Genomic DNA, 26,109 nt, shown 5'->3' with positions numbered 1-26,109 from the left:
TAAGTCTTTATATTTCTGTTAAAATTTTAAGAGGAGATTTTATGGAACTATTATTTGCAAGTGGCAATAAAGATAAATTAATAGAGGTGAAAAAACTATTATCTAGCGAAGATATAAAAATGCCGCAAGATATTGGTATTACTAATTTTGAAGTTGTAGAAGATGGAGAAACTCTAAAAGATAATGCCTATAAGAAAGCCTACGCTTTGTACAAATTGACCGGAAAGCCGGTATTCTCCGATGATACTGGATTATTTGTCAAAGCTCTTGATAATAGACCGGGTGTTTATTCACATAGGTACGCTGGAGAAAACTGTTCATACCAAGATAATAGGGATAAACTTTTAAGAGAATTAAAAGATAAAGATGATAGAAGTGCATGTTTTAAAACTGTTATTGCCTATATAGATGAAAATGGTCACGATAGTTATTTTGAAGGCATCCTGGAGGGAAGCATTAGCGAAATTGAAAAAGGCAGTGGGGAATTTGGTTACGATAAGATATTTATACCTACTGATACTGACCTAAGTCTTGCTCAGATGACTACCGAAGAAAAAAATCAAATCTCACATAGGGCAAGAGCTATGCAAAAATTCAAAGAGTTTCTTAATTTATGAAAAAAATACTTGTAACAAGCGATACTCATGGCATGTATGATGCTATAAGTGATTATATATTACTTCACAATGATATAGAGTTATTGATACATGCTGGAGATTGCCTGGAAGATGCAAAAAAAATAAATTACGAGACTGGCATAGATTACTATGCGGTTAAGGGAAACAACGATTACTTTGTCAATGATGAATATGATAAAATTATTGATATAGAGGATAAAAAGATTTTTCTTAGCCATGGTCACAGGTATGATGTCGATTTCACCTACGAAAATATATTAGAAAAGGCAAAAGACTCATCTTGTGATATAGTAATATTTGGTCATATACATAGGTTTGTAAATGAATATAGAAATGGAATTCTCTTATTAAATCCTGGATCTCCATCTCTAGCTAGGGATGGTTTATATGGTTTTGTAATTTTAGAGATAGGTGAAGATATCAAGGTTAAAAGGGTAGAAGTAAACTAGTGGAGGACTAATGACTGGCTTAATCAATCTAGTATCCCAATATTCATCAAGCTTGGCAATTTTGCCTATAGTTTCTTTTATAATGGGAGCTATTTCAGTAATAATATATTTAATAAATAAGAAAAGAATAGTTAAATTTATTCCTTCTATAATTACAGGTATAATTTCAATAATTCTTGCTATTATCTCTATTTCTACTTTTACAAGCAAATCAGGCCTAAATATTGCGTGGATAGCAATATTTTTAGGAGCAGCTTCACTAGTAGGAATTATAACTTGCTATATGATAGAATTAGTAGAAGATATTAGAGCTAAAACAGAGTTTTTGAATAATTCTGTGGCTAGAGCTAATGCTAGGAATTCAGAAAGATCAGCAAAAAAAAGAAAAGCCAACAAAGTTAACGATAAGGAAGTTTAGGATGAATAAAAAAAGGGCGGCTTTTTTCGATATAGACGGTACACTTTTTAGAAATTCATTATTAATAGAGCATTTCTTAAAACTATGTGAAGATGGAATCCTATCTAAGGATATATGGACAAATGAAATAGGTCCAATTTATTATAAATACCAAAATAGACTTGGAGCCTATGAAGACTATCTAGATAAGGCAGCTCTAGTTTACCAAAAGAGTATGATAGGATTAGATCGTAAGTTAATAGATGATTATTCCAATTTAGTTATTGAGGAAAATAAAAATAAAGTTTATATGATTACGAGAAAAGCTGTAGAGATGCACATTGAAAATGGTGATCTTATATTCTTTATTTCTGGATCACCTAACTTTCTTGTTGATAATTTTGCAAAATTCTATGGGGCTACAGAATCTATATCTACTGATTATGTTTTTGATGAAAATGATAAATTTACGGGTAAAGTAATACCTATGTGGGATGGCAAGAGTAAGCTTACGGCGATTAGAGAATTAGACGAGAAATATAAGATAGATTTAGATAATTCTTTTGCTTATGGTGATACTAATGGAGACATAACTATGTTTGAAATGGTTGGTAATCCCCATGCTATTAATCCAAGCTTTGAACTCATAGAGAAACTTTTCTCTGATCCTGAATTAAGACAAAAAGCGACAATTAATATCGAGAGAAAAGATGTTAATTATAATTTCAAATTAAGTGACATGCAAGTTGATTTTAAAAAGTTTTAAAAATTTTCTTGTATAATATTTTATTGTAAAATTTATAATAGCTAAATTTAAAGATAAATATTCAAAAATAATTTTTTCTTGAATATTATTTCTTTTGTTTAGCTATTTTTCTTCCGACTTCAAAAAATAATTGATTATTGAAGATTATTTTATGGTAAAATAGTATAAGAGGTAAGAATGTAATGAAGGCAAATTTAAGTGAACAATATCCTATAATTGAAAAACTTGAATATAATTATTTAGTAAATGAAGATATATACTCATTGAACACCCTTATGTCTTTATTGCATGATAAAAATTTCATCTATTTTTCTAAAAATAATTACTATGTTAAAGACTATGTTTTAAAAAATTTAAAAAAATATTTTTGGAATTTGAGAGATATTGATCAAGTTATAGACTCTCTAGATAGATTGATTTCTTCAGCTATTTATAGGTATGAATATATAATATCTATTAAAGCTCAATATAGGGCCTTTAGGGAAAAGAAAATGGTTGACCAGCTAGAATATGTGATTCTAGACCAACTTGGAGTTGACTATCTTATAGAAAGCACAAATTTCAACTACAATAGATTTGATCCTAAAATCATTGAAATATCTAAGAATTTTAAAAACAAAATATACGAAGATAGGTCTTTGGTTAAGGAACTAAACAAAGATATCAGGGTTTATGCTGACAAGATGTTGATGAAGAAAATTTATAATATTGATACAACAACTCATAAACAATTAAGTTTTGATACTGATTCAATTTATACTGAAGATATAACCAGTCAACAATCAAAGAAAATGTATGAAAAAACCCTTACTTATCTTTATAAGTCTATAGTAGATACATATGCGGAGTATTATTTTAGAGGTTTGATTAGAGAGGTGTTTAAAAGATATCAATAGGGCTTAGAGCCCTTTTTATTTTGGAGATTATGATTATATTAGGGATAGATCCTGGAATAGCAATAATGGGCTATGGGATAATTGAATTTAAAGAAAACAAGGTTAAAGTATTAGAAAATGGTGTTGTAACTACTTCCTCTAAAACAAAAACAGGAAGGAGATTGGAACTTTTGTATGATAACTTGCATCAGATAATAAAGGAGTTCAAACCTGATGAGTTTGCTATTGAAGAGTTATTCTTCAATTCTAACGTAAAAACGGCTATAACAGTTGGTCATGCTAGGGGAGTTCAGGTGCTTTGTGCTCAACAAAACATGCTCCCAATTTATGAATATACACCCTTACAGATCAAGCAGGCTATCACTGGTTATGGAAGGGCAAGTAAAAGTCAGATGCAATTAACGGTTACTAGGCTTCTAAATCTTAAAGAAATGCCCAAGCCAGATGATGCAGCAGATGCTTTATCTGTAGCCTTATGCCATGCTTTAAGCCAAAGATTTAAAGAAAGATTTAGGTTAAATTAATGATTTCATATATTATAGGTCATGTAAGAAATATTGATGAAGAAAGTTTTATAATTGAAAATAATAATATTGGATATTTGATTTATTCTTCTTTAGCTACCCTCAGCAATCTAGAAATAAATAGCGAATACAAGATTTATACTTCTATGCAAGTTAGGGAGGATGACATATCCTTGTTTGGATTTTTTACTAAAGATGAGTTGGAGATGTTTAGTCTGCTAACTTCAGTTTCTACAATAGGACCCAAAACAGCTATGGGAATCCTATCATCCATATCTGTAAATGAAATAAAGACTGCGGTTGTTAATAATGATATAGACAAGTTAACCCTAGCTAAGGGGATTGGCAAAAAATCTGCTTCTAGAATAATATTAGAGCTTGTAGATAAAGTTAAGAAGATGAGTTTTGTTCCAGTAGAGAATATAAAACAAGATGATATGCTAAATGAAGATTTTGAAGTTGCCAAAGAAGCTCTTCTTAATCTTGGATATCAGAAAAATGATGTCGACAGGGTTTTATCTGAATTAAAGGATACAGATTTAAGTCTTGAAGGCCTGGTTAAAGAGAGCCTTAAAAGGTTGATTTAGGTGATTAAATGTATGATGAAAATAAAAGAATAGTAGGAAGTAATGAGCAAATAGAAGACCTTCAATCTGAAAATAGCATAAGACCTAAGTGGCTTAAAGATTATATAGGCCAAGACAAGGTTAAAGAAAAGCTCGATATATTTATCAAATCTTCACTTTCAAGAAATGAACCTCTTGATCATGTACTATTGCAAGGGCCACCTGGTTTAGGAAAAACTACCCTATCTACAATTATCGCTAACGAGTTAGGAGTTAATCTTAGAGTTACTAGCGGACCAGCCATAGAAAGGCCATCTGACCTTGCAAGTATCCTAACCAACCTGTCAGATGGTGATGTTTTATTCATAGATGAGATTCATAGGATTAATAGGTCTGTAGAAGAAATCTTATATTCTGCTATGGAAGATTTTGTTTTAGATATAATTGTAGGCAAGGGACCCAATGCACAGTCGATTAGAATTGACCTTGATAGGTTTACCCTTATTGGAGCAACGACTAGGGCAGGAATGTTATCAGCTCCACTTAGAGATAGGTTCGGGGTACTCTTAGCCTTAAATTTATATGATACAAAAGATTTGACTACTATAGTTAAAAGATCTGCCCAAATTTTAGGTATAGCTATTGATGAAAAGGGGGCAGTAGAAATTGCTAGACGTTCTAGAGGGACTCCAAGAATAGCTAATAGACTATTAAAAAGGGTCAGGGATTTTGCTATAGTAAGGGCAAACGATCAAATAGACTACGAAACTAGTAAAAAAGGCCTTGAACTACTTGAAATAGATCCTATGGGCCTTGACACTATGGATAAGAAAATAATTATGACTATGTATGATAATTTTGCAGGAGGCCCAGTTGGAGTTGATACTATTGCGGCCTCAACTGGAATTGAGAATGTTACTATAGAAGATGTATACGAACCATATCTTTTGCAAATAGGTTTTATAAGCAGGACACCTAGGGGAAGAGTTTTGACTAGGAAAGCCTATGAGCACTATGGTCTAAAAATAGAGGAGTAAGATGAAAACAGAAGATTTTGATTATTATTTACCAGAAAAATTGATAGCCCAACATCCATCAGATAAGAGGGATGGGGCAAGAATGATGGTTTTAGATAAAAAAAACGGAGCGATAGAGGATAAATACTTCTATGATATTATTGACTATCTAAATCCAGGCGATGTTTTAGTTATGAATGATACGCGTGTTATACCAGCCAGGCTTTTTGGTCATAGAAAAGACAAGGAAGAATCCATTGAAGTTTTCTTGCTCCACAACATAGAAGGAAAGGTCTGGGAGGTTCTTGTAAGACCAGGCAAGAAGATGAAAATAGGAGCTGAAGTTATATTTTCAGAAGAACTATCTTGCAAGGTAATAGACATCAAAGAGGATGGCAACAGGATAGTTGAGTTTACTTATGATGGAATTTTCAATGAAATATTAGATAAGCTCGGCAATGTTCCCTTGCCACCATATATAAAAGAAAAACTTAAAGACCCTGAAGAATATCAAACAGTTTACTCTAAAAATCCCGGTTCGGTAGCAGCACCAACAGCAGGCCTTCACTTTACAAAAGAATTACTAAAAAGAATAGAAGATAAGGGAGTAAAACTTGCCTTCTTGACTTTAAATGTTGGACTTGGAACCTTTAGACCAGTAAATGAAGAAGATATAACCGATCATAAGATGCACTCAGAGTTTTATACTTTAAGCAAAGAAACAGCATCTATAATAAATGAAGGTAGAAAAAATGGCAATAAAATTATAGCGGTAGGAACAACCAGCATAAGAACACTAGAATCTGTCTTTAAGAAATGTGGTGAGATTAGAGAAGATTCAGGTTGGACGGACATATTTATCTATCCTGGCTTTGAATACAAAGTTGTTGATTCCGTAATAACTAATTTTCATTTACCAAAATCAACCCTTATTATGTTAGTTGCTGCCTTTACATCAAGAGAAATCATTCTCAACGCTTACAACTATGCAGTAAAAGAAGAGTATAGATTCTTTTCTTTTGGTGATTGCATGTTCATTCATTAAGGAGAAATATGGCTTTAAAATACGAATTAATTAAAAAAGATAAATATTCAAATGCTAGAGTAGGGGTTATCCACACAGCTCATGGGGACATACCAACACCGATATTTATGCCAGTTGGCACACTTGGCACAGTAAAGACCATGACACCAGAAGACTTAAAGGAAATGGGAGCAAAAATTATTTTAGGAAATACCTATCACCTCTACCTAAAACCTGGAATGGATATAATGAAAAAAGCAGGTGGTCTTCATAAATTTATGAATTGGGATAGACCAATATTAACTGATTCAGGTGGTTTTCAAGTCTTCTCTCTTTCCGACAATAGAAAAATAACAGAAGAAGGAGTTACTTTTAGATCTCATATTGATGGAAGCAAGCATTTATTTACTCCAGAAAAATCTATAAGCATCCAAAATGACATCCACTCTGATATAATGATGAGCTTTGACGAATGTGTCGATGCTAGGGCCTCTTATGACTATGTCGAAGATTCTATGAAAAGAACCCTTAGATGGGCAAAGAGGGGGTTAGAATATCACAAAACCCACTCCCATCCTGATCAATCCTTGTTTGGTATTGTTCAAGGGGGAATGTTTAAGGATCTAAGAGAAATATCAGCAAAAGAAACTACAGCTATGGACTTTGATGGCTATTCTATTGGTGGACTTTCTGTTGGTGAAACGAAAGAAGAGATGATAGATATATTAAATTTTACAACACCACTTCTACCAGAGGATAAGCCTAGATACAATATGGGAGTTGGAACACCAGATTATCTATTCGAATCTTTCCAGGCTGGAATTGATATGGCAGATTGCGTACTTCCAACAAGAATTGCTAGAAATGGGACAGCTCTTACATCAAGGGGGAGATTAGTTGTAAAAAATGCTCCATATAAGGATGATTTTACAGCATTAGATCATGACTGTGATTGTTATACATGTAGAAATTATTCTAGGGCATACATTAGACATCTTATGAATGTTAATGAAATTTTGGGTGCTAGACTACTTTCATACCATAATTTGTATTTCTTACTAAAGATGTGTGAAAACATAAGAGAAGCAATAATGAATGATCAGTTCTTAGATTACAAGAAAGAGTTCTACGAAAAGTATGGTTACTAATGAAATTAGAATATTTAATCCTAATAATTTTATTAATATATTATTATAAGACAAGCATAAAAGATAAGCTTTCAGATGACAAAAACAAAAAGTTTATCAAGGAGAATCTAAAGCTGGGTTCAAAGATTATTACAAAATCAGGTATAATTGCTGAAGTTATAGAAATAGATAATCCTTATTTGCTTGTAGTTACTGGAAATAATATGAACCAATCATATCTTAAGATAGAAGTAGATTCTGTAAGGGCGATAATAGATATGTGATTAGGGAGGCTTTAGCCTCTCTTCTTTATAAGATAAATTAATGTAGTATAGTTTATATGATAAGTAGGGGGCAAAATGGCTAATTGGTATATATACAATAAGAAAGAAAATTACATAAATAATTTAAAAAATATGGACATAACTAAGTTACAAGCATTAGTATTAGCGAATAGGGATATAGTAGATCCTAAAGTCGTTGATATGTATATAAAACCAAGCCTTGATAAACTCCATGACCCTCTACTTTTACCAGATATGCAAAAGTCCGTTGATTTAATAATAGAAACTATCCAAAATAATGGAGAAATTCGTATTTTTGGTGATTATGACCAAGACGGAATTGCTTCAGTAATGACCCTTTTGGATGGCTTGCTTTTTTATTATGATAATATAAGTTATGACATACCCCATAGGGTAGAAGATGGATATGGCATATCAAATGGTATGAGTGAAAAAGCAATTTCAGATAAGGTTTCTCTAGTAATAACTTGTGATAATGGAATAACAGGATTTGAGCAAATTAAAAAGCTCAAAGAAAACAATATAAAAGTAATAGTTACAGACCACCACCAAATCGAGAAGGAAGATAATGAAGGATGGGTAAATCAAATTTTACCAGATGCCGATTGTGTTATTAATCCCCATAGGCTTGATAGTAGTTATCCCTTTAAAGACCTTTGTGGAGCCGGGGTCGCCTTTAAGCTAATGCAGGCTCTCTACCAAAGGCTTGAGGGTGATAGTGAATACTTAAACTCTCTTCTTGAATATGTAGCAATGGGCACGGTATGTGACATAGTCTCTCTTACAGATGAAAATAGAATATTCGTAATTGAAGGACTAAAGAGAATAAATTGTACCGAAAAGTATGCCTTAAAGGCTCTACTAGAAGAAGCTGGATGGGATAAAGAAGTAACTGAATATACTCTTGGTTTTATTATTGGCCCCTTAATGAATGCGACAGGAAGGCTAGCTACAGCAAAGCTTGCAATAGACTTGCTGATGCAAGAGGATATTGATAAAATTCATGAACTTGCAAAAGAGCTGGTTGATCTTAACAATACAAGAAAAAGCTTAACAGAAGATGGACTAAATAAGTGTGATAAGATAGTTAAAGAAAATTCTTATGACAAAGACCAAGTACTTGTAATATACGAGCCGTCGATTGATGAAAGTATATGTGGAATCGTAGCTGGTAGGATCAAAGAAAAATATTATAGACCAACTATCGTATTTACAGACTCTTCAACTGAAAATATCTTGAAAGGCTCAGCTAGGTCTATAGAAAGTTACGATATGCATGAGTCGATTGTTCCATTTGCTGATAAACTTCAATCCTTTGGTGGCCATCCTATGGCTTGTGGATTATCCATAGAAAAAGATTTACTAGACGACTTTAGAAAATTTCTAAATGATAATGCTAATTTATCTAAGAAGGATTTAGAGGAAATAATTAATATTGATGCTCAGATTAAGATTAGCAATCTATCACTTGAATTTGCTGAAAGTATAGAAAAACTCAGGCCCTTTGGTAAGGATAATCCAAGACCGGTTTTTGCCAATAAGGGGGTAGATATAGCAGATATAGCTATGATTGGTAAAGATAAAAAGACTATGAGGCTAAGCCTTTTTCAAAATGGAAGATATTTTAATGCAATCAAGTTCAATGCTCTTGATGATTATGAGTATTTATCTTTAAAGTTTAATGGAAAAATTAAGGCTAATAAGATTGATATTGTTTATTATCCTGATATCAACGAATATAAAGGAAATAGAAGTCTACAGATTAAATTGATAGACATAAGGTGATAATATGGCAACTGATTTTAATAAAGAATATAAATTATTTGAAAAAGATATTCTAAAGAATAATCCTAAGTCTGATATTAATTTAATAAAAAAGGCCTATGACTTTGCTGAATTACATCATAGGGGACAGAAGAGAAATTCTGGTGAAGATTATTTTATTCATCCTATAGCCGTTGCTAGAAAATTATCAGAGATGAAACTCGATGATGAAACCATATGTGCTGGACTTATGCATGATGTACTAGAAGATACAGATGTAAGTAGAGAACAAATGGCTGAAGTTTTCGGAGAAGAGATAACTTTTCTTGTGGATGGCGTTACTAAACTTAAAAATTTAAATTATACTTCAAGGGAAGAAAAACAAGCTGAAAATATTAGAAAAATGGTAATGGCGATGTCTAATGATGTTAGGGTCGTCCTTATAAAGCTATCTGATAGGCTTCATAATATGAAAACTCTAGAATATATGACTAGGAAAAAGCAGATACAAATAGCCGATGAAACCTTGGAAATATATGTTCCTCTTGCCCATAGACTAGGGATTTATTCTTTGAAATGGGAACTTGAGGACTTGTGTTTTAGATACCAAGAGCCAGAAAAATATTATGAATTAGCAGAGATGGTTAATGTCAAAAGACGAGAAAGAGAAGCCTATATCAATGAAATAATTGATACTCTCAGTAAGTCTTTATCTGGTACAAATATAAATTTTGAAATATCTGGCAGACCTAAATCCTTGTATTCAATAAACAAAAAAATGGAAAGAAATGGCATAGCCTTTGATGAAATATATGATTTAACAGCTATAAGGGTAATTGTAGATACTATAGCAGAATGTTATGCTGTCTTAGGTAAGGTTCATTCACTGTGGAGGCCAATTCCAAATAGGATAAAAGATTATATTGGCCAACCAAAGCCTAATGGATATAGGTCTTTGCACACAACAGTTTTTGGTGAAGATTCGAGGCCTTTTGAAGTTCAAATTAGAACTCGTAAAATGCACAAAGAATGTGAATATGGAGTCGCAGCCCACTGGAGATACAAAGAAAATAATAATACAAAATCTGACTTTGACGATGCTATGAGTTTTCTTAGAAGAATAGTCGAATGGCAACAAGAGGGTGGAAAAGACGAAAATAATCAAGAGTTTATGGAAACACTCAAAAACGACTTTTTCTCTAGAGAAATATATGTCTACTCTCCTGCTGGAGAAGTCTATTCCCTACCTATGGATGCATGTTCTATTGATTTTGCCTACAAGATTCATACAGAAGTCGGTAACAAATGTGTTGGAGCAAAAGTTAATGGCAGGATGGTTCCAATAACATATAAACTTAAAACTGGAGATTTGGTTGAAATCATAACATCTAAAAATTCTCATGGCCCATCAAGGGACTGGCTAAATATTGTAAAAAGCAATCAAGCTAAAAATAAAATCAAACAATTCTTCAAGCGAAACGATAAAGAAGAAAATATAGAAATAGGTAAAAACTCTGTTATTAAGGAAATTAAAAAGAATAGGCAAGCCTATAAATCCTTACTAAAAGATGAGTGGATTAAAAAGATTGCAAATGATTTGGGCTATCCAACAGAAGATGAGATGTATGCATCTGTTGGTTACGGCAAAACAAACGTTGAACAAATAACACAAAAATTATTAAAGTTTGAAGCAGATGAGAAAAAGATAAATGATGAAACAAAAGCAATTGAGTTTACAGATAGGAAAATAAAAAATAGTGGCTCTAGTGAAATTAGGGTAAGCGATTTGGAAGAAAATATCGAGGTTAAACTTGCTAAGTGTTGTACACCAGTTCCTGGGGATCCTATTATAGGCTTTATAACAAAGGGAAATGGAATATCTGTTCATGTCAAGACTTGCCCTAATATAATCAATTTGAAGTCCCCAGAAAGACTAATTGATGTCTACTGGCAAAATACTAGAGAAGATAAATTTCCAGTTAAGATTCAGATTTTAACATCAAATGCACCATCTATTCTTTATGATATTACAAAGATGATGTCTACTGTAAATATAAATATTTTAGCAATAAATGCTAGAACTGATCAAGACGAGGGAATTATAGATTTAATACTTGAAGTGAATAATATGGATCAACTGTCAGACTTGATAACTAAATTGAAGGCTTTAAAGACAGTTGACAATGTATATAGGGTTAAAAATTAATGAGAGCAGTAATACAAAAAGTAAAAAAAGCGAGTGTTAGTGTTGATAATAAGCTTGTATCTGAAATAGGATATGGCTTTATGATACTTTTAGGAGTCAAAGATACTGACAAAGAAGAAGATATAGAATATATAAAAAAGAAAATATCTAAGTTGAGGATATTTGAAGATAATGAAGGGAAAATGAATCTTTCATTGAAAGATGTTGGTGGAGAAATACTAATGGTTTCTCAATTCACCCTCTATGGGGACGCAAGAAAAGGTAACAGACCATCATTTAGTCAATCTGCCAAGGCAGATAAGGCTGAAAAATATTATGAAATACTAATAAATCAGCTTAAAGAAGAAGGATTTGAAGTAAAGACTGGAATTTTTCAAACCCACATGGAAGTTAGCCTAGTTAATGATGGACCTGTAACCATTATTTTGGATAGCGAAAGGATTGTTTGATGAAAATTAGAAAATTTGTAGAAGGTCCTGTTATGACTAATATGTATGTTGTAAGCGATGATGATAATGATGGATTTCTTGTCGATTGTGCATATCCAAGTAAGAGGGTAGAAGAGTATATTAAGGAAAATAAGATTAATATCAAATTTATAATTCAAACCCATACTCATTTTGATCACGTATTAGGTCTTGAATATTTTAAAAATCTTTATAAGGTGGATGTCTATGCATCAGAAGATGCTAAGGAAATAGCGAATGATAAAGACTATAATTTGGCATATTCTTTTGACTTGCATGTTCCGATTGATAAATATTTAAAAGATGGAGAAATATTTAGTGAGTATAATATAATGGCAATAAAAACTCCGGGCCATACCCTTGACTCGATGTCTTATAAAATTGGTGATATAATATTTTCCGGGGATACCCTATTTAGGCTTTCAATTGGAAGGACTGACTTTCCAGGAGGAAGTTATCCTCAAATAATTGATTCGATAAAAAACAAGTTAGCTGGCTTTAAACCGGATACAAAAATTTATCCTGGCCATGGTGAAGAAACAAGTCTAGCTTTTGAACTAGATAATAATCCGTTTTTAGTATAGGAGGTAGTATGGAATTTAGAAGAACAAATATGTGTGGAGATCTTAGAGTAGAAAATGTTGGTGATTCTGTTGTATTAATGGGTTGGGTTGCCAAAAAAAGGAATCTAGGATCTCTTGTATTTATAGATTTAAGGGATAAGACAGGTATTACTCAAATTGTAGTAAGAGATGAAGATAAGGACAATTACGAAAAGGCACGTTCCCTAGCACAAGAATATGTACTTGAAGTAAAGGGAACAGTACATGAAAGGGAGTCTAAGAATCCAGATATAGCAACTGGAGAAATAGAAATAATAGCTGATAAGATTAATATCTTAGATAGGGCTAAAACACCACCAATCTATATCAAAGACGATGATGATGTTAGCGAGAATTTAAGATTAAAGTATAGATATCTTGATCTTAGAAAAGCTTCAGTACAAAGAAACTTAAAGTTAAGAAGTGATATAGTAAGAACTATAAGAGAGTATATGTACAATAATGAGTTTACAGAGGTTGAGACTCCATTTTTGACAAAGCCAACTCCTGAGGGAGCTAGAGATTATCTTGTACCTTCAAGAATTAACGAAGGAAAGTTCTATGCCCTTCCTCAATCTCCTCAATTACTAAAACAAATACTAATGATAGGATCTTTAGATAGATATTTCCAAGTTGTTAAATGTTTTAGGGATGAAGACTTGAGAGCAAATAGACAACCAGAATTTACCCAACTAGATATGGAAATGAGCTTTTCAGACCAAGATGATGTTATAGCTATGAATGAAGGTTTACTAAAAGAATTATTCGATAAGTACACTGATTATGACCTAAAATTACCTATTGATAGGATGGATTACTCAGAAGCTATTAATTCATATGGATCAGATAAACCTGATTTAAGATATGGATATAAAATCCAAGATGTAAGCGAGATTTTCAAAGATTCTGATTTTAAGGTCTTTGCCGATAATACAAGCGATGGTAAGTCTGTAAGAGCTATTAATTTTAAGGCTATTGCCGATAACTATTCAAGAAAACAACTTGACAAGTTAACAGATTTTGTCAAGGATTATGGTTTGAAGGGTTTATCATATATTAAGTATTCAGATGAAGTTCAATCATCTATTAAAAAATTCTTAACTGATGAAGTGTTAGCAAATCTTAAAGAAAAACTTGCTATCGAAGATGGAGATTTAATTCTTTTGGCAGCTGATAAAAACAAAGTAGTATTAGATGCCATGGGAGCACTAAGACGTAAAGTTGCAAAAGACAATAACTTAATAGAAAAAGAATTTGCCCTTTGTTGGGTAGTAAATTTCCCAATGTTTGAATATAGCGAAGAGGAAGACAGGTATGTTGCTCAACACCATCCATTCACTATGCCTAACGAAGAAGATATAGATCTATTGTTGACAGAGCCTGAAAAGGTTAGAACTCAAGCCTACGATATAGTAATAAATGGTGATGAAATGGGTGGCGGTTCTGTAAGAATCAACAACTCAGATCTCCAGGAAAAAGTTTTTGAAGCTTTAAAGCTATCTGAAGAAGATATAAAGAATAAATTTGGATTCTTTATTGAAGCCCTTCAATATGGAACACCACCACATGCTGGACTAGCTTATGGACTAGATAGACTTGTAATGCTTTTTGCTAAGACAGAAAATATTAAAGATATAATAGCTTTCCCAAAGACACAATCTGCTACTTGTCCTTTAACAGAAGCACCAAGTATTGTTGACGAGAAAGCCCTAAAAGAACTTAATATAAAATTAAGGTAATTCATATGGATACAGTTCGAAAAGAAGGAATCGTTCTAGAAAATGATAATGGAAATTTGACTGTACAAATATTTAGGAATGGTGCCTGCGGTGCATGTGCTGCGAGAGGGACATGTGCCGAGAAGAAAACTACGGAGATACAAGTATTTTCTTATGAAGATATCAAAAAAGGGGATAAAGTTATAATCGAAGGTTCCTCAAGCGAGGTTACAAAATTAACAGCCTTTGTTTATATATTTCCTGTTGTCATGATGTTAGTAGGAGCTATTATTCCAAATGTTTTTCTTAAAAATACAAGAATGGATTCTAACTTGTTGACTTTAATATTTGTATTGATATTTTTAACAATATCTGTGTTCTTCATAAAGAAATTAGACAAAAAAGTTAAAGATAAAAAGCTAATGAGAGTTAGAAAAATCTAATTCTTAATTCTAAAGGATTTAAAAAGCTAAGACACATCTACTATTAATATGTAGATACAAGCTAAAATTAAATTTACTGGGATTTTGTTTTTACTAGGAAAAAACTTTAATTTAACTAGTAGTTTCCAGTTTATGGAGGTTAATTATGGCTATGCCGATTGTAACCCTGGTTGGTAGGACTAACGTAGGGAAAAGTACTCTCTTCAACAGATTAGTTGGAAAGAGAAAGTCCATCACTGAAGACATTTCAGGAGTGACTAGAGATAGAATAGTAGATAAAGTTGAATGGCAAAACAAGGAGTTTCTTTTAGTAGATACTGGTGGCCTTGATATTTCTAATAAGGAAATAATGAATGCTGAAGTCAAGTCACAAGTTGAAAAAGCCTTGCTAGAAACTGATTTAGTTTTATTTGTAGTTGACGGAAGAGAAGGTCCAAACCCTCATGATGTTGATATAGCAAATGAAGTTAGAAAGTACAACAAGCCTGTAATTATAGTTGCAAACAAAATAGATTCTTTCAAAATGCCAGATGAGATATATGATTTTTATCAATTTGGTTTTGATGATTTGCTTATGATTTCAGCTGAACAAAGTAAGGGCTTGGGAGATTTGCTTGATAAAATAGTTTCATATATAGATTTTGAAGCCTATGAAAAAATCGAAGATGAAACAAGAATTGCAATAATTGGGAAACCAAATGCAGGAAAATCATCTTTGGTGAATTTGCTTTTGAATGAAGAAAGAATGATAGTTACTGATATTGCTGGGACGACCAGGGATGCTGTTGATAGCTACTGGACCTATAATGGAAATAATTATGTACTTATAGATACTGCAGGCCTAAGAAGAAAGTCCAAGGTTAAAGAAAGCGTAGAGTATTATGCCAACCAGAGGACCTTCGATGCAGTTGATAGTGCAGAAATTTGTTTATTCTTAATTGATGCAAATGTCGGAGTAACTGAACAAGACGCAAAGATTGCCGGTTATGCTCACAACAACAAAAAGGCGATAATTATAGCAGTAAATAAGTGGGATTTGGTTGACAAAGACACTAATACGATGAAAAACATGGAAAAAGATATAAGAGAAAAACTATCTTTTGCTCCATATGCACCGATTGTCTTTATATCAGTTTTAGAAAATAACAGGATTGATAGGCTTCTAGAATTGTTTGAGATTGTTTCAAATAATTACCATACTAGAATAAAAACAGGAGTTTTAAATAACATTCTTCAAGATGCAATTTTACTAAATCCACCACCACAAGATAAGGGCAAGAGACTTAAAATTTACTATATATCACAAGTATCAACAGCTCCACCAAAGTTTATGCTTTCAATTAACGATAGAGAACTAGTTCATTTTTCATACAATAGATATTTGGAGAATCAAATCAGACAAAACTACAGCCTTGTAGGTGTTCCATTTAGTTTTGTATTTAAACAAAAAGGTGAGTGATATGATTATTATAATAGCTATAATTTCGTACTTGCTAGGCTCCTTGCCATTTGGTTATATTGTAGGGAAAATATTCTTTAAGACTGATATTAGAAAACTTGGATCAGGTAATGTAGGAGCAACAAATGCCTTGAGGAATTTTGGTAGAAGAGCAGGATTTCTAACATTTTTGTTTGATTTCTTGAAGGGAACCATAGCCTGTATAATAGGAAAAAAATTAGGTGCTGACTTAGGTCAAGCAGTTAGCTTATTTTTTGTTGTTATAGGTCATATGTATAGCATATTCCTTCATTTTAAATCTGGTAAGGGTGTTGCAACATCCTTTGGTGCCATACTTGCTATAGATTTTAAACTAGCCTTAATGCTATTGGTCATTTTCATAGCCATAGTTTTGGTATTTAGGATAGTTTCTTTAGCATCTATAATTACAGCTATAATTGCAGCGATCCTTGTATTGTTTAATTATAGGTATGCTTATTTATCTCTTGCTGTATCACTGATTGCAATGTTGGTTGTTTACAAACACAAAGATAATATTAAAAGACTTAAACTTGGTGAAGAGAAAAAGATATTTTAGGAGTGATATGGAAATTTCTATAGTAGGTGGAGGATCTTGGGCAACAGCTATTGCAAACTTATTAAGCGATAAAGAAGATGTCTTAATTTTTGCAAGGAATAGAGATGTAGTCGAATCTATTAATCATAATCATTGTAACTTTAAGTATTTTCCAGAGGTACAATTAAATAAAAATGTAAAAGCGAGCAATAATATTAAAGATGTATTTAGGAATAAGTATATAATCAATGCTATACCAACTCAAAACATTAGATCAGTATATGAAAGATTAAGTGATTTGATAACTGATGAGAAAGTTATCATTAATCTTTCAAAAGGACTAGAGATGGATAGTCATTTGAGGATTTCAGAAATATTTAAAGAAATTTTTGGAGACCTTGCTTATGCGATTGTTAGCGGGCCATCTCATGCAGAAGAAGTGATTAAGAAGATGCCTACTACAGTGGTTTGTGCATCTAATGATATTAATTTAGCTAAAGATATACAAGAAATATTTAATAGGGATTACTTCAGGGTTTATACTTCAACAGACCTTATCGGTGTTGAGATTGCTTCTAGTATAAAAAACATATTAGCTTTTGGTATAGGAATGGCTGATGGCTTGTCCTATGGGGATAATGCTAAGGCTGCTTTAATAACCAGGGGTATCCACGAGATGGAAAGATTTGCTAAGTATTTTGGAGCTAAAGATAAAACTGTTAACGGCCTTTCTGGAATAGGAGATCTTATTGTTACAGCTACAAGCAAGCATTCTAGAAATAATAGGGCTGGAAGGTTAATCGGTGAGGGATATAGCCTAGAGGATGTAGCTTGTCAGATAAAAATGGTTGTGGAAGGAATTCCTACTACTAAAGTAGTATATGAAATTTCTAAAAAACATAATATTGATATGCCAATAACCAAAGAAATCTATGAAGTTCTATTTAATGGAAAATATCCTAATGAATCAGTCAAAGATTTAATGGGTAGAGATTTAAAAAATGAATATTAAATTCGAAAAATTTTCTAATATAAGTTATAATATAAGTAGAAATATGAAAAAACGCAAAGGAAGTAATTATGCTAGAAAGGTTTAAGGAATTTATAGGTATTGATGATAAGTATGATGATTATGATGAAGATCAATTATACTACGATGATTTAGAGGAATCTAAGCAAGATAGCGGAAAATCTGAGAAGGAAGAAAAATCCGAAAAGAAAGAAACTTATGGTTCATTCTTCTCAGACAGTGATTACAAAGCTGATGATAATATAAGTACCTACAAGCCATCATTTACAGATAGTTTTAAGAGTACTACATCATCATTTAGAAATACAAGATCATCAAGAAGAGGAGATAATATAGTTAATATGACAGATAAGAATTTTCAAGCAACAGGCTCTGTTAGGATTTCAATTCAAGAACCACTAGATTATGAAACAGATGCCCCAAAAGTTATTGATGATATCTTAAACAAAAAAGTTGTGGTTTTAAACCTAGAGATGGTTGAAGCAGACATGAGAAGACAAATATTTGATTTTGTTAGCGGTGCTATTTATGCATTAAATGGAACTGTTGAAAAAGTTACAAAAGGAATATTTGTTATCAGTCCTAATGGTGTAGAAATAGATCCAGCTGTGACTGATCAAATATCTGAAGGAAACTATAATCAACTATAGATCGATCTAAAAAATCGATCTTTCTTTTTTATGAGTTTAGAATATAACTTAAATTTTATTAAAGATAAGTCAAAAAAATCTACAATTAAAAAAGCTATCTCTATACTAGAAAGAGCTTTTTATAGTAGAAACGAGCTTTCAAGCTTTTTCTTAGATCCTTACGAAAGGGAAGTGATTGAAAGTATTGCTAAAAAAAACAATATCGACCTTACTTTTATTGGGGGACACTCAGAAGCAGAGCGAAAGATATTTGTGGCGAATTATTACTATCTGCCACTAAATCTTCATGATTATATAGAAATTTTAAGCTTTAATTGCAAAGATATAAATCATCCAGATGTTTTAGGAGCTCTTATTAGTCTGGGTCTGGATAGAGAAAGTATTGGAGATATTTCTGTTTTAGATGGAAAAGTAGAGTTTGCCCTCCTTGCTAGCGAAGCTAATTTTGTTAAATATAATCTATCGAAAATCAAAAATGAAGATATTGATATACATATTAAGGAAGATGGACGATTGCTCCTAAAAGAATCCGAATTTTCATCTTCAAGTGGATTCGTGTCTTCATTAAGGTTGGATAATATTATTTCGCAAATTCTTAATTGCTCAAGATCTAGGGCTAAAGTCTTAATAACTGGTAGGATGGTTAAAGTCGACCATCAAATTATTGTTGACCCTTCTTATCAGGTTAGTGAAGCTTGCCTTATATCTGTAAGAAAAGAAGGTCGTTTTATTTTTGATGAGGTTACTGGCCTAAGTAAGAAGGGTAACTATCACATAGTGTATAGGAAATTATTATGATATATTTTTTAATTATTGTTGTGGGTATAGTGCTTGACCGACTCACGAAAATTTATGCAGTCAAGAATTTAATGGTTAATCCAATAGAAAGTAAATTGATAAATCTCACATACTTAGAAAATAGGGGGGCAGCTTTTGGTATATTACAAGATAAAAGAATCTTGTTTGTAATCTTAACCATAAGCATTGTTCTTTATTTGATTTATTATTTCGTAAAGAATATTAAAAAAAATCCACCTATCTTAAATATAGCCATGGCTATGATTATTTCTGGAGCAATTGGGAATTTTTATGATAGACTTTTCCAAGCTTACGTTGTTGATTTTATAGAATTTTCTTTTGTGAATTTCCCAGTTTTTAATGTAGCAGATATATTTGTAACTGTCGGATGTGGACTTATGATCATTTATATTATGCTTCATGGAGAAAAATCAAATGACCGTAAAGATAGGTAATGATTGGGATAAGCTTCTAAAATATGAATGGGATAAGCCTTATTATCAAGATCTAAGAAAATTTTTGATTAGAGAGTATAGAAATTATAATATCTATCCAGATATGTATGATATATTTAATGCTCTAAAATATGTGGCTTATGAAGATGTAAAGGTTGTAATCCTAGGCCAGGACCCTTACCACGGAAGGGGTCAAGCTCATGGTTTTTCTTTTTCGGTAAAGGAGGATGTCCCAATACCACCATCACTTTTAAATATATACAAGGAATTGCGTGATGACTTGGGTCTTTTCATACCAGATAATGGTAATCTTACAAAATGGGCTAAGCAAGGTGTTCTACTTTTAAATACTGTCCTTACGGTTAGAGAAAAATCACCCAATTCTCATAAGGATAGGGGGTGGGAAAAACTTACGGACAGGATTATAGCCCTTCTAAATCAAAGAGAAAAACCAATAGTATTTATCCTTTGGGGAGCGAATGCACGATCAAAGACAAAACTTATAAATAATCGAAGGCATTTAATTCTAACTTCAGCCCATCCCTCTCCGCTTTCAGCTTATAGGGGATTCTTTGGATCTAAGGTGTTTTCTAAGACAAATAAATTCTTGAGAGATAATAATATGAAAGAAATTGATTGGCAAATTGAGAATCATAAGTGATTCTCAATTATTTTTTTAGCTAATTTTAGCATGTTTAAATAAGTGTAAGTATATTTTTCTTTAATGATAAGGAAATGTTCATCGACCTTTGTCATCGAAGAATTTACAATATTAAAATTATTGATAGAAACATAACCTGTCGATTTACTATCAAAACGTCCGTATAAAACTTGAAGATCAATTATAATTTCTTGCCCGTCTATAACAAGTTCGTAATTATCACCATAAAAGTAAGCCGAATCCATGGTCTTGTCGCTTTTAAATTTGAGATTTGCTATGTCATTATTAATATAGGAATCCAGCAAGGATATTGTTGAGTATTTTGTTTTTATACTTAATTTTTCGATAAAGTAGGATTCAATATTTCTTATAAGCTCTGTAGCTATTAAATCATTTTCATTGTGTTTCATAATTGGATATGGTCTATCTCTCTTATCTGTATCATTAATTAACTTACTTATACTCTTGTATCTTGAAGGGTCGTCTCTATGAAAATTTACGAGTTTTTCTATATCTGTTAATTTTAAAGAATCAAAGTCGAAAAATTTCCTATATTTTTTTACAACTTTCAATAGGTCTACACAATCTACTAAGACTGGGAATAACTTATGATCTATAAGTCTATTGTTTAAGAAAGCAAGGTCAAAAGTATCTCCATTATAGGTAACTAGTGTCTTATTTTTGATTTTTTTAAGATATATTTTAAGAAGCCTTTCTTCTTCGTCGTCATTTTGGGCAAAGTATTGGACTATATAGGTCTTATCATCATTTTTTTCTATAAGACCGAGAAGGACTAATTTATCTAATCTAGAATCTAGACCAGTCGTTTCAATATCTAAAATCATTTCGTTTTCTTTTAAATTTTTACTATAATATCTTTTCTTAAAGGTAATCATGTTATTATTATACTATTATTTGTAATTGTCAGGGGTTATAATATAATATAGAAGTTAAGGAGTAAGTCATGATATACTTAGATAATGCAGCAACAACTAAAATATACAAAGAGGCTATAGAAGCGGAAATAGATGTGGCAGAGAATTTCTATGCTAATTCATCTTCTATTCATTCTTTCGGAATGGAATCCGAAAATTTAATAAAAGAGACTAAGAAAATATTCGCTAAAGTTATTAATGCTAAGGAAAATGAGATATATTTTACCAAAGGTGCTAGCGAATCAAATAATATAGTAATCTCTTCTTTTGCTTCTTTAGAAAATACGGCTATAACAACTAGTATCGAACATTCCTCAGTTTTTGATGCTTTCAATAATTATAAATATAAAAAAGTTATCTATTTAAAAAATGATAAGTATGGCTTTATAGACCTAGAAGATTTAAAGAATAAGTTAAATGATAATATAAAACTAGTTTCAATAATTTATGTTAATAATGAAATAGGAACAATACAGGATATTGAAAAAATTAGTAAAATCATTAAAGACTATGACGAAAATATTTGCCTACATATAGATGCGACCCAAGCTCTTGGCAAAATTGATTGCAATGTCGCTAAATTATCTTGTGACATAATGAGTTTTAGTGCCCATAAGTTCCATGGGCCAAAGGGAGTTGGTGGTCTTTATATTAGTAACAAATTCATAGCAAAAATTAAACCTATTATCTATGGCGGAAGACAACAAGTTATCTCTTCCGGAACTGATAATCACCAGGCTATATATGCGGCTGGAGTTGCCCTTAAAAAACAGATAGATGATAAGGAATACGCTTATATCCAAAAACTTAATTCCTATCTTAGAGAAAAGATTAATAGTCATATAAGCGATTATTATATTATAAGTCCAGAAAATGATAGCTCGCCATATATTCTAGATGTTGCTTTTAAAAATATAAAGGCAGAAGTCCTAGTTCATTATATGGAGGATTCTGAGATTTATGTATCATCTGGCTCGGCATGCTCTAAGGGAGAAGATAATAGAATTTTAAGGGCTATTGATCTTGATAAGACATATATTGATGGAGCTATCAGGTTTTCTTTTTCTTCATACATAAGTTTTGAAGACTTGGATAAAACAGCAGATGTTCTAAAAAGTGGAATTGAAATGATAAGGGAGTTTATGTGATGGAGCACTTATTAGCGATAAGTTTTGGAGAAATATTTCTAAAGGGTAAGAATAGGAATGTTTTTTACAAGACAGCTACAAATAATATTAAAAGAAATATAAGAGAGATTGGCTATTATGACATGTATACAGAATCTTCAAAGCTATATATTAAGGCAGATAAAGATAAGTTTGATAGTCTAATAAAAGAGATTAAAAAAGTATTTGGAATAGCATATATTTCAGAAGTTGTCAAATGCGAGAAGACAATTGAAGATATTAGCAGAACAAGCATACAATTAATCAAATACTATAAGATGGATCAGGGTTTAACTTTTAAGGTAGAAAGCAAAAGAACAGATAAATCCTTTAGTCTAACTTCTCCTAAACTTAGTGCAGAAATAGGTGGAGATATCTTGGCAGAGTTTAAAGATTTGAAAGTTGATATTCATAAGCCGGATTTTACAGTTTTTATTGATATAAAATCATCTGCCTACATTTATATTAAAAGAATTAAGGGACTTGGAGGCCTACCATTAGGCTCTAGTGGTGAAGGTTTACTACTCTTATCAGGAGGAATTGATTCACCAGTAGCGGGATACTTGATGGCAAAAAGAGGTATGAATATAAATGCTATACATTTTCACTCCTATCCTTTTACATCAAAAAGAGCTCATCAGAAGGCAATGGATCTTGCAAAAATCTTATCAGCTTATACAGGAAAGATGACAGTTTATTCTGTAAATCTTGCAGAAATCTATAAGGCTATAAGTAAAAATTGCCAAAGAAGAGAAACCACTATCTTATCTCGTAGGTTTATGATGAGAATAGCCAACAAGATATCAGAAAAATATGAATATCAAGCTTTAATTACAGGTGAGAGTCTTGGCCAAGTAGCAAGTCAAACTATAGAATCAGTTTCAGTTATTAATGAATCAAGCAGCCTACCAATACTAAGGCCATTGATTGCTATGGATAAGAAAGACATAATTGAAATTTGTGAAAAAATTGAAGCATATGAAAAAGCTATTGAGCCTTTCGACGATTGTTGTTCAATTTTCGCTCCAGATTTACCAGTTACAAAACCAAAGCTAAAATATATACAAAAATCAGAAGAAAATCTTGATATAGAAAAATTAGAAAATGAAGCCATAGATAGTATGGAAATTATAGAAATAGCTTGACAAAAACAGCTTTTAATAGTACTATGAATCAGTAAACTGCTCAGTCCGGGTACTGATCCCCAACACTGGCGAGAATTTTAGTAATAGGAGGTTTCCATGTACGCAATAATTAAAACAGGTGGAAAACAATACAAAGTATCAGAAGGTGACTTAGTAAGAGTTGAAAAACTCCCATACGAAGTTGGCGACACCGTTGAATTTGACCAAGTACTTTTAGTTTCAGGAGACGAAGTTAAAGTAGGTTCTCCAGTAATTGAAAACGCAAAGGTTACAGCAACAGTTGAAGATCAAAATAAAGATAAGAAGATTGTTGTATTCAAATACAAACCTAAAAAACAATACAGAAAAAAACACGGTCACAGACAACCTTATACTTTAGTAAAAATTGATAGCATAAATCTTTAATGATTAATGTTAGTTTGTTAGTCGATAAAGAAAGAAAAATAGGATTTGAAATACGAGGCCATGCTGATTTTGCTGAGCATGGCAGCGATATAGTTTGCTCAGCAGTTACGATATTAGCTTATGCTTGCGTCAATACACTTGATAAGTATGCTACAGAGGTTGAATTTGTAGATGATGGTGACTTATTAAGACTTTTTAGTCCAGATAAGAATGATGAAATTGATGTGGTTTTTGACTATTTCGCAACGGGTGTGGAGACTTTGCTAGGTAATTATAGCGATTACGTAAAATTAAATTATAAGGAGACATGAAATGATATTAAATATAAATTTACAAAGATTGTCAAGCAAAAAGGGAGTTTCTTCTTCAAAGAACGGTAGAGATTCTAATGCTAAAAGACTAGGTGTTAAAAGAAGTGATGGACAATTTGTTAACGCTGGAACAATCATAGTTAGACAAAGAGGAACAAAAATCCACCCAGGTAACAATGTTAAAAAGGGTGCTGATGATACTCTTTATGCTTCATGTGAAGGTGTTGTTAAATTCGAAAGAAAAGGAAGAAACAGAAAACAAGTTTCTGTTTACGACAAAGCAGATATCGCTTAGAAGTCACAGCTTGCCAATTGGCAAGCCTTTTTTTATGAGAGGATATAAATATGATTGACTACGCAAGAGTAAGTCTTAAAGCAGGTGATGGCGGAAACGGAGCCGTTGCTTGGAGACGAGAAAAGTATGAACCAAATGGCGGACCAGCTGGTGGCGATGGTGGCGATGGTGGTTCAATAATAATAAAAGCTACTAGAAATCTATCTACCCTTGATGAGTTTAGATATAAAACTAAATATAAGGCTCAGAATGGTGAAGCTGGTGGTAAAAGCAAAAAATTTGGTAAAAAAGGCGAAGATTTAATAATAAAAGTTCCTGTAGGGACTTTAGTAAGAGAAGCTGAAAGCAAGGTAATAATAAAAGACTTGAATGAAGATGGTGAGGAATTTATTATAGCTAAAGGAGGCAGAGGTGGTAGAGGTAATGTTCATTTTAAAAACTCTATCAGACAAGCTCCAAGATTTGCTGAAAAAGGAAGGGCTGGCCAAGAAATTGAACTAATATTTGAGCTAAAGATTTTAGCAGACGTTGGTTTAGTAGGACTTCCAAATGTTGGTAAGTCTACCTTGATCTCCGTAATTAGCAAGGCGAAACCTAAAATTGCTAACTATCACTTTACAACTATAGATCCAAATCTAGGTGTTGTTAATATAGATAGCGAAAGGTCTTTTATAGTAGCAGACATTCCAGGTCTTATTGAGGGAGCTAATGAAGGAAATGGCTTAGGTCATGATTTTTTAAAGCACATCGAAAGATGTCGAGTTTTGGTTCATCTTGTAGATATTTCTGGAATTGAGGGTAGAAATCCTATAGATGATTTTAATATGATTAATGAGGAGCTAAAACTATATAATGAAAAATTGGCCGAAAAACCAATGCTTATAGCTTTAAATAAGTCTGATTTGGACTTTAATGATAATGCTTCATCATTTATAAAGGAGTTTTCTGATAAATATGATATCTACAAAATATCGGCAGCGACAACAACAGGTATAAAAGAGTTGATAGATGCTGTATCAGAACTATTGGCTAATAGTAAAATAAAAGAGTTTGATCCGATGGAAGAGGTAGATAATGATTTCTTGAACCAATATTACGACAAAGAAATTGAATTTGATTTGAACTTTAGAAAAGAAAATGATATTTACGTTGTAGATGGCAAGAGAGTTGATAAACTTCTAGAAAAAGTAGATTTAGACGATTATGATGGAAAGATGTACTTTGAAAAAACTCTTAGAGAGATGGAAGTCTTTGATAAATTGAAAGAAATGGGTATCCAAGAGGGCGACAGTGTTGCTTTTGGAGACTTGGTATTTGAATACTACGAATAGGAGG

At 32.1% G+C, this 26,109-nt stretch carries 31 protein-coding genes; 30 read left to right on the top strand and 1 reads right to left on the bottom strand.

The genetic code is table 11. The features are described 5' to 3' along the window. Nucleotides 1-41 precede the first annotated feature (41 nt). From rdgB to P6936_RS01055, 24 genes are all read left to right on the top strand, one after another. The gene (gene rdgB, locus P6936_RS01170; protein ID WP_060929594.1) at nucleotides 42-617 is read left to right on the top strand and encodes an RdgB/HAM1 family non-canonical purine NTP pyrophosphatase; all 576 of its coding nucleotides are present in this window, start codon (nucleotides 42-44) and stop codon (nucleotides 615-617) included. Continuing rightward, a complete protein-coding gene (locus P6936_RS01165; RefSeq protein WP_276880603.1) occupies nucleotides 614-1,087 on the top strand; it encodes a metallophosphoesterase in 474 nt (157 codons plus the stop codon). The genes rdgB and P6936_RS01165 overlap by 4 nt, the downstream gene beginning before the upstream one ends. Nucleotides 1,088-1,097: 10 nt before the next feature. Then, the gene (locus P6936_RS01160; protein ID WP_004836023.1) at nucleotides 1,098-1,505 is read left to right on the top strand and encodes a hypothetical protein; all 408 of its coding nucleotides are present in this window, start codon (nucleotides 1,098-1,100) and stop codon (nucleotides 1,503-1,505) included. A 1-nt stretch (nucleotide 1,506) separates the two neighbouring features. Then, on the top strand, nucleotides 1,507-2,250 hold the full coding sequence (locus tag P6936_RS01155; protein ID WP_040349216.1) for an HAD family hydrolase: 744 nt from the start codon (nucleotides 1,507-1,509) through the stop codon (nucleotides 2,248-2,250). A gap of 182 nt (nucleotides 2,251-2,432) precedes the next feature. Then, a complete protein-coding gene (locus P6936_RS01150; RefSeq protein ID WP_004836021.1) occupies nucleotides 2,433-3,146 on the top strand; it encodes a hypothetical protein in 714 nt (237 codons plus the stop codon). Nucleotides 3,147-3,175: 29 nt separating this feature from the next. Next, the gene (gene ruvC, locus P6936_RS01145) at nucleotides 3,176-3,670 is read left to right on the top strand and encodes a crossover junction endodeoxyribonuclease RuvC (RefSeq protein ID WP_004836020.1); all 495 of its coding nucleotides are present in this window, start codon (nucleotides 3,176-3,178) and stop codon (nucleotides 3,668-3,670) included. Continuing rightward, on the top strand, nucleotides 3,670-4,257 hold the full coding sequence (ruvA, locus tag P6936_RS01140; RefSeq protein WP_004836019.1) for a Holliday junction branch migration protein RuvA: 588 nt from the start codon (nucleotides 3,670-3,672) through the stop codon (nucleotides 4,255-4,257). The genes ruvC and ruvA overlap by 1 nt, the downstream gene beginning before the upstream one ends. Before the next feature lie 8 nt (nucleotides 4,258-4,265). After that, a complete protein-coding gene (gene ruvB / locus P6936_RS01135; RefSeq protein WP_004836018.1) occupies nucleotides 4,266-5,273 on the top strand; it encodes a Holliday junction branch migration DNA helicase RuvB in 1,008 nt (335 codons plus the stop codon). Nucleotide 5,274: 1 nt separating this feature from the next. After that, nucleotides 5,275-6,297 carry a tRNA preQ1(34) S-adenosylmethionine ribosyltransferase-isomerase QueA gene (queA, locus tag P6936_RS01130; RefSeq protein WP_004836017.1) on the top strand — a complete coding sequence of 341 codons (1,023 nt, stop codon included), beginning with the start codon at nucleotides 5,275-5,277 and terminating at the stop codon, nucleotides 6,295-6,297. Nucleotides 6,298-6,305: 8 nt separating this feature from the next. After that, on the top strand, nucleotides 6,306-7,424 hold the full coding sequence (gene tgt, locus P6936_RS01125; RefSeq protein WP_004836016.1) for a tRNA guanosine(34) transglycosylase Tgt: 1,119 nt from the start codon (nucleotides 6,306-6,308) through the stop codon (nucleotides 7,422-7,424). Continuing rightward, complete coding sequence (locus tag P6936_RS01120; RefSeq protein WP_004836015.1) at nucleotides 7,424-7,687, top strand: preprotein translocase subunit YajC; 264 nt, start codon at nucleotides 7,424-7,426, stop codon at nucleotides 7,685-7,687. The genes tgt and P6936_RS01120 overlap by 1 nt, the downstream gene beginning before the upstream one ends. A 75-nt stretch (nucleotides 7,688-7,762) precedes the next feature. Then, nucleotides 7,763-9,493 (top strand): single-stranded-DNA-specific exonuclease RecJ, encoded by a 1,731-nt coding sequence (gene recJ / locus P6936_RS01115; protein WP_276880602.1) that lies wholly within the window; start codon nucleotides 7,763-7,765, stop codon nucleotides 9,491-9,493. Nucleotides 9,494-9,497: 4 nt separating this feature from the next. Next, nucleotides 9,498-11,678 carry a RelA/SpoT family protein gene (locus tag P6936_RS01110; protein WP_004836013.1) on the top strand — a complete coding sequence of 727 codons (2,181 nt, stop codon included), beginning with the start codon at nucleotides 9,498-9,500 and terminating at the stop codon, nucleotides 11,676-11,678. Next, nucleotides 11,678-12,127 carry a D-aminoacyl-tRNA deacylase gene (gene dtd / locus P6936_RS01105; RefSeq protein WP_004836012.1) on the top strand — a complete coding sequence of 150 codons (450 nt, stop codon included), beginning with the start codon at nucleotides 11,678-11,680 and terminating at the stop codon, nucleotides 12,125-12,127. The genes P6936_RS01110 and dtd overlap by 1 nt, the downstream gene beginning before the upstream one ends. Then, nucleotides 12,127-12,729 carry an MBL fold metallo-hydrolase gene (locus P6936_RS01100; protein WP_004836011.1) on the top strand — a complete coding sequence of 201 codons (603 nt, stop codon included), beginning with the start codon at nucleotides 12,127-12,129 and terminating at the stop codon, nucleotides 12,727-12,729. Before dtd ends, P6936_RS01100 begins: the two co-directional genes overlap by 1 nt. Nucleotides 12,730-12,737: 8 nt before the next feature. After that, nucleotides 12,738-14,486, top strand: coding sequence for an aspartate--tRNA ligase (aspS, locus tag P6936_RS01095; protein ID WP_060929590.1), 1,749 nt, complete (start codon nucleotides 12,738-12,740; stop codon nucleotides 14,484-14,486). A 5-nt stretch (nucleotides 14,487-14,491) separates the two neighbouring features. Beyond that, on the top strand, nucleotides 14,492-14,908 hold the full coding sequence (locus P6936_RS01090; RefSeq protein WP_276880601.1) for a SoxR reducing system RseC family protein: 417 nt from the start codon (nucleotides 14,492-14,494) through the stop codon (nucleotides 14,906-14,908). A gap of 145 nt (nucleotides 14,909-15,053) precedes the next feature. Further along, nucleotides 15,054-16,367: a ribosome biogenesis GTPase Der gene (gene der, locus P6936_RS01085; RefSeq protein ID WP_004836008.1), complete on the top strand. Its 1,314-nt coding sequence runs from the start codon at nucleotides 15,054-15,056 to the stop codon at nucleotides 16,365-16,367. Between the two features lies 1 nt (nucleotide 16,368). Then, a complete protein-coding gene (plsY, locus tag P6936_RS01080; protein ID WP_040349214.1) occupies nucleotides 16,369-16,944 on the top strand; it encodes a glycerol-3-phosphate 1-O-acyltransferase PlsY in 576 nt (191 codons plus the stop codon). A gap of 7 nt (nucleotides 16,945-16,951) precedes the next feature. Further along, complete coding sequence (locus P6936_RS01075) at nucleotides 16,952-17,935, top strand: NAD(P)H-dependent glycerol-3-phosphate dehydrogenase (RefSeq protein WP_276880600.1); 984 nt, start codon at nucleotides 16,952-16,954, stop codon at nucleotides 17,933-17,935. A gap of 68 nt (nucleotides 17,936-18,003) precedes the next feature. Further along, nucleotides 18,004-18,603, top strand: a complete 600-nt coding sequence (locus tag P6936_RS01070) for a cell division protein SepF (RefSeq protein WP_004836005.1) — start codon at nucleotides 18,004-18,006, stop codon at nucleotides 18,601-18,603. Between the two features lie 30 nt (nucleotides 18,604-18,633). Beyond that, a complete protein-coding gene (locus tag P6936_RS01065) occupies nucleotides 18,634-19,401 on the top strand; it encodes a YlmH/Sll1252 family protein (RefSeq protein WP_276880599.1) in 768 nt (255 codons plus the stop codon). Continuing rightward, a complete protein-coding gene (gene lspA, locus P6936_RS01060) occupies nucleotides 19,398-19,856 on the top strand; it encodes a signal peptidase II (protein ID WP_004836003.1) in 459 nt (152 codons plus the stop codon). Before P6936_RS01065 ends, lspA begins: the two co-directional genes overlap by 4 nt. After that, nucleotides 19,837-20,517 (top strand): uracil-DNA glycosylase, encoded by a 681-nt coding sequence (locus P6936_RS01055; protein WP_276880598.1) that lies wholly within the window; start codon nucleotides 19,837-19,839, stop codon nucleotides 20,515-20,517. The genes lspA and P6936_RS01055 overlap by 20 nt, the downstream gene beginning before the upstream one ends. Here the strand turns inward: P6936_RS01055 and P6936_RS01050 are convergent. After that, complete coding sequence (locus P6936_RS01050; RefSeq protein ID WP_276880597.1) at nucleotides 20,508-21,362, bottom strand: ribonuclease H-like domain-containing protein; 855 nt, start codon at nucleotides 21,360-21,362, stop codon at nucleotides 20,508-20,510. The genes P6936_RS01055 and P6936_RS01050 overlap by 10 nt on opposite strands. Before the next feature lie 119 nt (nucleotides 21,363-21,481). Between P6936_RS01050 and P6936_RS01045 the strand changes: the two genes are divergently transcribed. The 6 genes from P6936_RS01045 (at nucleotide 21,482) to obgE (ending at nucleotide 26,105) form a co-directional block, all read left to right on the top strand. After that, nucleotides 21,482-22,600 carry a cysteine desulfurase family protein gene (locus P6936_RS01045; RefSeq protein ID WP_276880596.1) on the top strand — a complete coding sequence of 373 codons (1,119 nt, stop codon included), beginning with the start codon at nucleotides 21,482-21,484 and terminating at the stop codon, nucleotides 22,598-22,600. Next, the gene (gene thiI / locus P6936_RS01040; RefSeq protein WP_060929582.1) at nucleotides 22,600-23,763 is read left to right on the top strand and encodes a tRNA uracil 4-sulfurtransferase ThiI; all 1,164 of its coding nucleotides are present in this window, start codon (nucleotides 22,600-22,602) and stop codon (nucleotides 23,761-23,763) included. Before P6936_RS01045 ends, thiI begins: the two co-directional genes overlap by 1 nt. Nucleotides 23,764-23,859: 96 nt before the next feature. Then, entirely contained in the window at nucleotides 23,860-24,168 is a 309-nt protein-coding gene (rplU, locus tag P6936_RS01035) for a 50S ribosomal protein L21 (protein WP_004835998.1), read from the top strand. Beyond that, on the top strand, nucleotides 24,168-24,479 hold the full coding sequence (locus tag P6936_RS01030) for a ribosomal-processing cysteine protease Prp (RefSeq protein ID WP_276880595.1): 312 nt from the start codon (nucleotides 24,168-24,170) through the stop codon (nucleotides 24,477-24,479). The genes rplU and P6936_RS01030 overlap by 1 nt, the downstream gene beginning before the upstream one ends. A gap of 1 nt (nucleotide 24,480) precedes the next feature. Further along, a complete protein-coding gene (gene rpmA, locus P6936_RS01025) occupies nucleotides 24,481-24,774 on the top strand; it encodes a 50S ribosomal protein L27 (protein WP_004835996.1) in 294 nt (97 codons plus the stop codon). A gap of 50 nt (nucleotides 24,775-24,824) precedes the next feature. After that, entirely contained in the window at nucleotides 24,825-26,105 is a 1,281-nt protein-coding gene (gene obgE, locus P6936_RS01020) for a GTPase ObgE (protein WP_004835995.1), read from the top strand. Nucleotides 26,106-26,109 lie beyond the last annotated feature (4 nt).

The sequence above is a fragment of the Anaerococcus tetradius genome, from assembly GCF_947087635.1.
Classification (GTDB): Bacteria; Bacillota; Clostridia; order Tissierellales; family Peptoniphilaceae; genus Anaerococcus; species Anaerococcus tetradius.
Note: the sequence above shows the minus strand (reverse complement) of the source record. Positions and strands in the feature narration are given on the sequence as shown.